Annotated in this window: 9 protein-coding genes; all 9 read left to right on the top strand. The window is 66.5% G+C overall.

Translation table 11 applies throughout. The annotated features are described in order from the left end of the window. The first annotated feature begins 1 nt into the window (after position 1). The 9 genes from minE (at position 2) to F787_RS0106985 (ending at position 8,880) form a co-directional block, all read left to right on the top strand. On the top strand, positions 2 to 268 hold the full coding sequence (minE, locus tag F787_RS0106945) for a cell division topological specificity factor MinE (protein WP_018870583.1): 267 nt from the start codon (positions 2 to 4) through the stop codon (positions 266 to 268). 69 nt (positions 269 to 337) lie between these two features. Next, complete coding sequence (locus tag F787_RS0106950) at positions 338 to 1,009, top strand: type 1 glutamine amidotransferase domain-containing protein (RefSeq protein WP_028491737.1); 672 nt, start codon at positions 338 to 340, stop codon at positions 1,007 to 1,009. Positions 1,010 to 1,364: 355 nt separating this feature from the next. Then, positions 1,365 to 2,786, top strand: coding sequence for a form I ribulose bisphosphate carboxylase large subunit (locus F787_RS0106955; protein WP_018870585.1), 1,422 nt, complete (start codon positions 1,365 to 1,367; stop codon positions 2,784 to 2,786). Positions 2,787 to 2,856: 70 nt separating this feature from the next. Beyond that, positions 2,857 to 3,189 (top strand): ribulose bisphosphate carboxylase small subunit, encoded by a 333-nt coding sequence (locus F787_RS0106960; RefSeq protein ID WP_019022376.1) that lies wholly within the window; start codon positions 2,857 to 2,859, stop codon positions 3,187 to 3,189. A gap of 86 nt (positions 3,190 to 3,275) precedes the next feature. Further along, positions 3,276 to 6,335 carry a CsoS2 family carboxysome shell protein gene (locus F787_RS0106965; RefSeq protein WP_081694106.1) on the top strand — a complete coding sequence of 1,020 codons (3,060 nt, stop codon included), beginning with the start codon at positions 3,276 to 3,278 and terminating at the stop codon, positions 6,333 to 6,335. 121 nt (positions 6,336 to 6,456) lie between these two features. After that, positions 6,457 to 7,929, top strand: a complete 1,473-nt coding sequence (locus tag F787_RS0106970) for a carboxysome shell carbonic anhydrase (RefSeq protein WP_019589541.1) — start codon at positions 6,457 to 6,459, stop codon at positions 7,927 to 7,929. Between the two features lie 16 nt (positions 7,930 to 7,945). Next, positions 7,946 to 8,197, top strand: coding sequence for a carboxysome peptide A (locus F787_RS0106975; RefSeq protein WP_018870589.1), 252 nt, complete (start codon positions 7,946 to 7,948; stop codon positions 8,195 to 8,197). A gap of 3 nt (positions 8,198 to 8,200) precedes the next feature. Beyond that, the gene (locus F787_RS0106980) at positions 8,201 to 8,536 is read left to right on the top strand and encodes a carboxysome peptide B (protein ID WP_018870590.1); all 336 of its coding nucleotides are present in this window, start codon (positions 8,201 to 8,203) and stop codon (positions 8,534 to 8,536) included. 44 nt (positions 8,537 to 8,580) lie between these two features. Beyond that, positions 8,581 to 8,880 (top strand): BMC domain-containing protein, encoded by a 300-nt coding sequence (locus F787_RS0106985; RefSeq protein ID WP_019022379.1) that lies wholly within the window; start codon positions 8,581 to 8,583, stop codon positions 8,878 to 8,880. Positions 8,881 to 8,910 lie beyond the last annotated feature (30 nt).

The following is an 8,910-nucleotide window of genomic DNA, read 5'->3' on the forward strand; positions in this document are numbered from 1 at the left end:
CATGGGCATCTTCGATTATTTCCGTCAGCCACGGCAGAAGAGTGCGAACGTTGCGAAGGAGCGCCTGCAGATCATCGTGGCGCGCGAACGTGCCGCGCGTTCAGGCCCGGACTACCTCCCGGCGATGCAGCAGGAGCTGCTGCAGGTGATCCGCAAATACGTCGAAGTGGACGACGACGCGGTGCAGATGAACGTCGATCGCGAAGGGGACTGCGAGGTGCTCGAGCTCAATATCACTCTGCCCGACCATGAGGAAGGGGCCCGCTGAGGCAACCGCGGGAACGTGGCCGATCCACCGTTTGTCCACCACGGACAACCATCGGAAGGAGACGGCGCCATGATGCAGACCATCCTGATCGTGACCACCAGTCACGACGAGCTCGCCCCGGGGCATGCGACCGGACTCTGGTTTGACGAATTCGCAGACCCCTATCAGCGGTTTCGCGAGGCCGGATACGAGATCAAGGTCGCCAGTCCCCGGGGCGGCCCGGTTCCGCTGGACCCGCGGAGCCTCGAGGCGGCCCACCCCGGGCCCGCGGCGGCGACCGCGCAACAGGCCCTGGATGACACCATCCCGCTGGACGAGTCGGTGCAGCACGAGCAGTACGCAGCGCTGTTCTTCCCCGGCGGGCACGGCACCATGTTCGATCTGCCGGATAATCCGCATGTCCAGCGGCTGGTCGTCGAATTCCTCGAGCACGACAAGGTACTCGGCGCGGTTTGCCATGGTCCGGCCTGTCTGGTGGGCGCCATGCTCCAGGATGGCAGCCCCGCGGTCTCCGGCCGGCGGGTGGCCGCCTTCACGAACAGCGAAGAAAAGGGCGTCGGTCTCGATGCCGCGGTTCCCTTTCTGCTGCAGGATCGCCTGGCGGCTCGCGGTGGCGAGGTGGACGCCGCCGACGACTGGGCGGAACACGTGGTGGTTGATGGCCGCCTGGTGACCGGACAGAACCCGCAGTCGGCGCGGGCGGTCGCCGACGCCATGGTGCGCTTGCTGCGCGGCACCTGACACCTCCCGGGCCCTTCCCGGAGTCGCCCGGCGTCCCGGGCGGCTCCGTTTCTTCCCTTCGTCACCCCTCGCATCCCCTATCCCTTCGTCGCAGTCCAGGCCGGCGTCCGCGAAACCGTGTCGTCATTGGCATGCACCGTCCGGGGTTTTCGGCTAGAATCGCGGGCGGCTCATCAGCGGGAGCGTGCGGGAAAGGTCGCGTGCCCCCCATCGCCGGGAACCCGTAAACGACGGATCCCGGGAAACCATAGATGAACGTCAATCGGTCGTATCTAGATTATTTATTTGTTATTAGTGGTTAACCTTCCTAACCTAGGCGACCGTCACGATTAACCAACGCGTAGGAGAAAGCCACATGGCCGCCAAGAAGTACTCCGCGGGTGTCAAGGATTACCGCGAAACCTACTGGATGCCGGAATACATGCCGCTGGATACCGACCTGCTGGCATGTTTCAAGATCACCCCGCAGCCGGGCATCGACCGCGAAGAAGCCGCAGCCGCCGTGGCCGCCGAGTCCTCCACCGGGACCTGGACCACGGTGTGGACCGACCTCCTCACCGACATGGACTACTACAAGGGCCGCGCCTACTCCATCGAGGACGTGCCGGGTGACGACGAGTCCTTCTACGCGTTCATCGCCTATCCGATCGACCTGTTCGAAGAAGGTTCGATGGTCAACGTGTTCACCTCCCTGGTGGGCAACGTGTTCGGTTTCAAGGCCATCCGTGCCCTGCGTCTGGAAGACGTGCGCTTCCCGATCGCCTACGTGAAGACCTGCGGTGGCCCGCCCGCCGGCATCCAGGTCGAGCGTGACAAGATGAACAAGTACGGCCGGCCGCTGCTGGGCTGCACCATCAAGCCCAAGCTGGGTCTGTCGGCCAAGAACTATGGCCGTGCCGTGTACGAGTGCCTGCGTGGCGGCCTCGACTTCACCAAGGACGACGAAAACATCAACTCGCAGCCGTTCATGCGCTGGCGCGAGCGTTTCGAGTTCGTCCAGGAAGCGACCGAGAAGGCCGAAGCCGAAACCGGCGAGCGCAAGGGTCACTATCTGAACGTGACCGCGCCGACTCCGGAAGAGATGTACAAGCGTGCCGAGTTCGCCAAGGAGATCGGCGCGCCGATCATCATGCACGACTACATCACCGGCGGTTTCTGCGCCAACACCGGCCTGGCCAACTGGTGCCGCGACAACGGCATGCTGCTGCACATCCACCGTGCGATGCACGCCGTGCTCGACCGTCATCCGAAGCACGGTATCCACTTCCGCGTGCTGGCGAAGATCCTGCGCCTGTCCGGCGGTGATCACCTGCACACCGGTACCGTGGTCGGCAAGCTGGAAGGCGACCGTGCCGCGACCCTCGGCTGGATCGACATGCTGCGCGAATCCTTCGTCCCGGAAGATCGCTCCCGCGGTATCTTCTTTGATCAGGACTGGGGCTCCCTGCCGGGCGTGTTCGCCGTGGCCTCCGGTGGTATCCACGTCTGGCACATGCCGTCGCTGGTCACCATCTTCGGCGACGACTCCGTGCTGCAGTTCGGCGGCGGTACGCTGGGCCATCCGTGGGGCAACGCCCCGGGTGCGACGGCCAACCGCGTGGCGCTGGAAGCCTGCGTCCAGGCGCGTAACGAAGGCCGCGACGTCGAGCGCGAAGGCAAGGAGATCCTCACCCAGGCCGCGCAGCACAGCCCCGAGCTGAAGATTGCGATGGAAACCTGGAAGGAGATCAAGTTCGAGTTCGACACCGTCGACAAGCTCGATTCCCAGCACAAGTGATCGCCCGAGTGCGGACGGCCGCTGGCGGCGCCGTCCGCACCCTGAACGAACCAGACACAGGATGACCGACATGTCCGATATTCAGAACTTCAAGCCGGTGCAGAAGTACGAAACCTTCTCCTACCTGCCGGAGATGAACGCCGACCAGGTGCGCAAGCAGATCGAATACTGCCTCGCGCAGGGCTGGAACCCCTCCGTGGAGTACTCCGAGAAGGAGCACGCCATGTCCCCCTACTGGTACATGTGGAAGCTGCCCTTCTTCGGTGAGCAGTCGGTGGAAGCCGTGCTGCAGGAGATCGAAGAGTGCCGTCGCAGCAACCCCGGCATGATGGTGCGCTTCGTCGCGTACGATAACTACGCCCAGAGCCTGGGCATGGCCTTCGTGGTCGATCGCGGCCGTTGATCCGGCTGCGGCCGGGTCGGCTGTCGCCGGCCCGGCCATTCCATACAGGGTTTTACTGTTGCCGTCGCCAACTGTAAGGAAGTGCCATGAGTAATCCGACATCCGCGTCTGCAGGCCTCTCCGGTCGCGAGCTGGCCCGCGAACGGCGCAAGGCCATGTCCCGCAATGGCAAGGCCGCCGTGAAGGGCTCGAACCAGGGCGTCTCGCGGTCCCAGGTGGTTCGTCAGAACCCCGCGCCCGCGGCGCCTGCGCCCGAGCCGGCTCCCTTGGCTCCGGAATCGGCGCGTGAATCCGACGCGCCCGCGCAGCCCGAGCCCCGGTTCACCGAGCCGCGGGCGGAGCGGCAGACCGATGGGTCCGACGCGCCGCCTCCGGGCGCCCACCAGGGTGCCTCCAACGGGCGTCAGGCCGCGCTCGAGCGTCGGCAGAAGATGGCACGTCAGGGCAAAAAGGCCCTGGGGCGGGGCAGCACGCGCGGCTCGGGCGGATTTGCCCGGGCCGGCTCCGAACGCTCGCGGCAGCTCGAAGTCCTTGCGCAGAGCCAGGACGTGGACTGCGAGAACATGAGCGGCCGCGAGATCTGCCGCCTGCGCCGTCAGGCGCTGGCGCAGAACGGCAAGAAGGCGATGGCGACCGAACCGCGGCGCGAGGATCGTCTGCGTGGCCGTGAGCGCGACCCGGAACCGCCGCGCCCGACGCGTCCGCCGCGGGAGGCCGCGCGGCAGCCGGAATCGCCGGCGGCCGATGAATCCGCCGAACGTGCGGAAGAGGCGCTGGACCAGGGGCTGGACCGCCTGTGCGAGCAGGTGGAACAGCGTCAGGACGAGAACGATCGCGAGATCAAGCCAATGATCTCCGACGTGCGGGCCATCTGCATGGCGCGCCGGGACGCGATGGCGAGCCAGGGCAAGAAGGCGCTGCGTCGGCGTTATCAGGCCGGCACCAAGCGGCCTTCCGATCTGCCGCGCGAGGGCTCGTGGAAAGCGGCCCAGCGCAAGGGCATGACGACCCGGGAGATCGCGCGTCAGCGGCGCCAGGAACTGTGCAGCATTGGCCGCGGTTCGTCCGAGCCGGGCCGGCCCTGCGGCCGGCCGCGGCACGACGCCCAGCATGATGCGCCGCCGAAAGTCGAGGAAGGGACCACCCTTTCCGGCGGGCACGTGAGCGGCACCCAGGTCGAGAGCACTTATGCCGTGACCGGTGGCGAAGCCGGCAGCTGCTACGACGTGACCGGGACCGAATACCTGGGCGCGGAACATTTCGATCGCTACTGCGGGACCCTCCCGGAGGCCCATTCGCCCAAGGTCGGCCATTCGCATACGAGCCACGGGCAGGAAGTCAGTGGAACCGAGGTGGGGCGGTCCCGCCAGGTCACCGGCGACGAGCGCGGCAGTTGCGAGGCGATCACCGGCACCGAGTATCTCAGTACGGAACAGTACGAGGGCTTCTGCGGTACGCGTCCGGCACCCGGCACTCTGCGCACCGGCGTGATGCACACCGGTCGCGGCGAGGATGTCTCCGGCACGACGGTCGGTCGCAGTCCGAAGGTAACGGGTGATGAGTCGGGTTCCTGCCGGAGCGTGACCGGGACCGAGTATCTGAATACCCGCGACAGTGAGGTTCCCTGCACGGGAAAGCCTGACGGAGCGCCGGCGCGGGCCGGTGTGATGCACACCCTGCGGGGTCGCGAACTCACCGGCACCGACGTCGGGCGCTCCTCTCCAGTGACGGGTGTGGAACACGGGGACTGCAAGCCCGTGACGGGTACGGAATACCTGGGTAGCGAGGACTTCCAGCGCTGCGGGACGCGGGGCGAACCGGCGGCCTCCCGTGTCAGCGAGATGCACACCGCGCACGGCCGGTCCCTGACCGGTGTGGCCGTGGATCGCAGTCCGCGGGTGACCGGAGACGAGACGGGTTCCTGCGCCTCGCTGACGGGGACGCCTTACTACAACCGGGCCGATTTTGCGGAGCTCTGCGAGCAGCCGGCGGCCGGTGGCGTCCACAAGGTCGGCGTGATGCATACCCTGCATGGCGGCGAGGTGTCGGGAACGCGGGTGGAATCGTCCAGTCGCATCACCGGCGATGAATACGGGGGCTGCAAGCCCATTACCGGGACGGAATACGTGGGATCCGATCATTACGAAACACTGTGCGGCACCACGCCGGAAGCCGGCCCGGACAAGGTCACGATGAGTCGTACCTGGAAGCAGCAGGGGGTCTCGGGCCCGGCGATGGGACCGTCCTCGCGCGTGACCGGCGATGAGTACGGGGCGTGCAAGCCGATCAGCGGCACCTCGTACGTGGGGCCGGACCAGTATCAGCAGTACTGTGCCCCCGAGGAAGCGCGTTCGGCCGGCGTGCGCGTCGCACAGCGGCACTCGACCCCGGGGCACGCCGTTTCCGGCAGTCAGCCGGGTTATGACGACCGGGTGACCGGAACCGAACACGGTGCTTGCCAGGACGTTTCCGGCGCGCCCTATGTCGGTGCCGACGAATTCGCGTCCACCTGCGCCAATGTGGCCGGCGACCTGCATCCCCGCCTGCGTCCGGAAGGATTCGAAGGGAACGCGGTGATGCAGACCACCGCTGCATACCAGGCCGCCCCGGCGGCGGGTGATGCCGAAGTGCCGGCGCGCGGCTTCAGTGTGCCGTCTCCGGCCCGCGAGGCGCGTGAACGGCGCGTGACGGGTACGGCCTACGGTTCGAGCGGATCCATCACGGGTTCGGTGAACAAGGCGGTGGGCCTGGTGTCCGGCACCGAGGAGTTCCGTTACGGAGAGGCGCGTGCCCGGGCGGGCGCACCCATGGCCATGGCCCAGGCTCAGGCCCGGGCGGCGATGGCCGAGGTTGAGGCTGCGGAGCAGGACCGTGGCGGTGCCGAACGCGTGACCGTCAATGGGGCCGGCGGAGACTTCGCGATTACCGGTGACGACTGGCAGCGCGGGGAGTCGGTGACCGGTACCGAAGGCTTTTCGACGCGGCGCAACGTCAGCATGCGCGGGAATCCGCGGGGCGAGGGCAGCAGTGCCTGGAGCAACCGCGAGCTGGAACGCAAGGAAGTGCCGGCGAGCCGGATCACCGGGTCCTCGGGCAGTACGGACGCCGGGTCGCTGGTGACCCTGTCCGGCGGCGCCCGCGGCTGATCCGGGGAGTCGGGAGCTCATGGTCGTTCGCCGCCGCCGCAAACCGACATCTCTGCGCCCTCGCGGGAATGTGAGCGGGCGTGGCTCGGCGTCGGCGCCGCAGGCTCAACCGGCACCCCTCGTGGGTACGGAGCCAGCGGGCGGGCCCGAGCTCGGCGAGGTCGGGCGTTATGCGCCGGTCGACGACGGCAGCGGTGTGCGGCCGGGGCATCCTCTGGCGGATGTGCGTGGTAACGAACGCCTGCAGGGATTCGAACAGGGGTTTCGCGATCGCTTCGCCGCCCTGATCCCGGTGCTGCGTGAGATCCATGCAATGCAGCACGAAAAGGACTTCGCCGAACGGGCTCAGTCGGTGGCGGAACGTCGCCTGGGGGTGAGCCTGCCGCGGCAGGTGCTGGAAGATGCCTGGATCAATCATCTGGATACCCGGCGGCTGTACCTCGAAGGAAGTTTCCGGCTGTTTGACCGGATGGTGAACGAGTACTGGGCCGGGCGCGACGATCTGGTGGCCGAAGCGGAGTCGGCGATCGCGTGGTTCCTGGACTGCGATTTCCACGAAGTGGATATCTCGCCGTGCTCTGACGGCCGCTTGCTGGGCCTGCGGCGTTTTATCCTGCGCCTGCCCGACATGGCGGTGCGGGTGAAGAGCTACGCGGGCGCCCTGTTCGATATCGAGGAGGACGTGCGGCACTGGACCAAGCGGGAGCTGTTGCGGTTTCGTGAAGGGCGGCCGACCACTGCGGACGTGCCGAGCCGGTACCTGAAGGTGGCGGCGTACCATTACAGCAGTGCGGACCCTGATCACCAGGGCTGCACCGCTCATGCTTCCTGCGAACGGGAGGCGGCGGACGCCGCGCTGCGGCAACTGCGGGCGTTCCGGCAGGCGGTGGAAAACACCTACTGCTGCGGCGCGTCGGTGGACACCCTGCTGATCGGGGTGGACACGGACACGGATGCCATCAAGGTCCACGTGCCGGATGGCGAGACGCGGATGAGCCTGTACCGCTTTGTGGACAGCGCGGCGCTGTACCGCGAGACGCAGGACATGAACGAACAGGACGCGTCGCTCGCGGTGTATCGCGCGATTCAGGACACGGTGCATCAGCAGGGCTGGGGCACCGGGAACGGGGCGCCGCACGAGGGCATGCTGCGATTCATCTCGCGGCTGTTGATGAACAACCTGTCGCAGCTCGATTACGTGGCGCGGTATCACGGTGGCCATTACGCCGACGTCGGGCATCGCGAACGGATGATCATCGTGGGCCAGGAAGTGGAAGAGATGCAGGTGCGGAACTTCGCCTACATCGCCCATCTGGACACCATGGAAGAGGGTGCCGAGAGCATGGATGTCGGCGTGAACAAGGTGTTCCGCAAACTGAACGTGGAACGTGGTCTGCCAGTGCCGGTGGTGGTGCATTTCCGCTACGACCGCAAGGTGCCCGGTTCGCGCGAGCGGGTGGAGGCGCGCTGCCGGCGGGTACGCGACGAGATCATGAAACGCTATCGGGATCTGTCCGAAAAGGGGCTGATCGGCTGCCACATGGTGATTCGGGACAAGCGCAGCGGTTCGCAGCTGGAGCCGCTGGAGGCCTGAGGCCAACGGGAACGACATGAAGATCTGCAAGGTAGAGAAGACGCTGGTATCGACCAATCGCATTCGCGATCTGGGACATCGGCCCCTGCTGGTGGTGCAGGAGAAGGTCGGCGGTCCGCGGACCGTGGCGGTGGACGCCGTGGGCTGCGTCCCGGGGGACTGGGTGATCGTGGTGGGCTCGTCGGCGGCGCGCGAAGCGGCCGGGGACAAGTCCTACCCCAGTGACGCGACGATCGTCGGGATCATCGATCACTGGGAGGAGCAGTAACCCATGGATATCATGCGCGTGGAGGACGAGCTGACCGTGACCCGTCGTGTGGACGGGTTGAAAACGGCGTCCCTGCGCGTGCTGGTGGACGCGAAAGGCGGCCGGGCGGTCGCGGTGGATCCGGTCGGTGCGCACCCGGGGAACTGGGTGTTCACGATCAGCGGATCGGCCGCGCGCCTGGCGCTGGACGACAATTCGATCCTGACCGACCTGACGATCGGGGGGATCATTGATTACTGGGATGACGGCAGTGACGACACGTCGTCGTCGACCAGGGACAAGGCTGGGCAGGACCAGACCGATACCGGGCGCTCGGATGGCGGACGCAGGGCCGCGTGAGCGTCGAATTTTCGAAGTAACCGTAACTCCGGGAGAAAATAGCAATGGCGAGTGAAAACTTTGGTGTGGCCCTGGGCATGATCGAGACCCGCGGTCTGGTTCCGGCGATCGAGGCGGCGGATGCGATGACCAAGGCCTCCGAGGTGCGTCTGATTGGCCGCCAGTTCGTGGGCGGTGGTTACGTGACGGTTCTGGTTCGCGGCGAGACGGGTGCGGTGAACGCGGCCGTGCGTGCCGGTGCCGATTCCTGCGAGCGTGTGGGTGACGGCCTGGTGGCTGCGCACATCATTGCCCGCGTGCATTCCGAAGTGGAAAGCATCCTGCCCGAGAAGGTCGGCAACTAAAACTGATTCAAGCAAACGCGTTTATAGGAG

Origin of the sequence: Thioalkalivibrio sp. ALE19 (genome assembly GCF_000428605.1) — a bacterium.
Classification (GTDB): domain Bacteria; phylum Pseudomonadota; class Gammaproteobacteria; order Ectothiorhodospirales; family Ectothiorhodospiraceae; genus Thioalkalivibrio.

Bases quoted from the DNA above. Each gene is read 5' to 3' on its own strand.
- minE (WP_018870583.1), top strand. From the start codon at position 2: ATGGGCATCTTCGATTATTTCCGTCAGCCACGGCAGAAGAGTGCGAAC.
- F787_RS0106950 (WP_028491737.1), top strand. From the start codon at position 338: ATGATGCAGACCATCCTGATCGTGACCACCAGTCACGACGAGCTCGCC.
- F787_RS0106955 (WP_018870585.1), top strand. From the start codon at position 1,365: ATGGCCGCCAAGAAGTACTCCGCGGGTGTCAAGGATTACCGCGAAACC.
- F787_RS0106960 (WP_019022376.1), top strand. From the start codon at position 2,857: ATGTCCGATATTCAGAACTTCAAGCCGGTGCAGAAGTACGAAACCTTC.
- F787_RS0106965 (WP_081694106.1), top strand. From the start codon at position 3,276: ATGAGTAATCCGACATCCGCGTCTGCAGGCCTCTCCGGTCGCGAGCTG.
- F787_RS0106975 (WP_018870589.1), top strand. From the start codon at position 7,946: ATGAAGATCTGCAAGGTAGAGAAGACGCTGGTATCGACCAATCGCATT.
- F787_RS0106980 (WP_018870590.1), top strand. From the start codon at position 8,201: ATGGATATCATGCGCGTGGAGGACGAGCTGACCGTGACCCGTCGTGTG.
- F787_RS0106985 (WP_019022379.1), top strand. From the start codon at position 8,581: ATGGCGAGTGAAAACTTTGGTGTGGCCCTGGGCATGATCGAGACCCGC.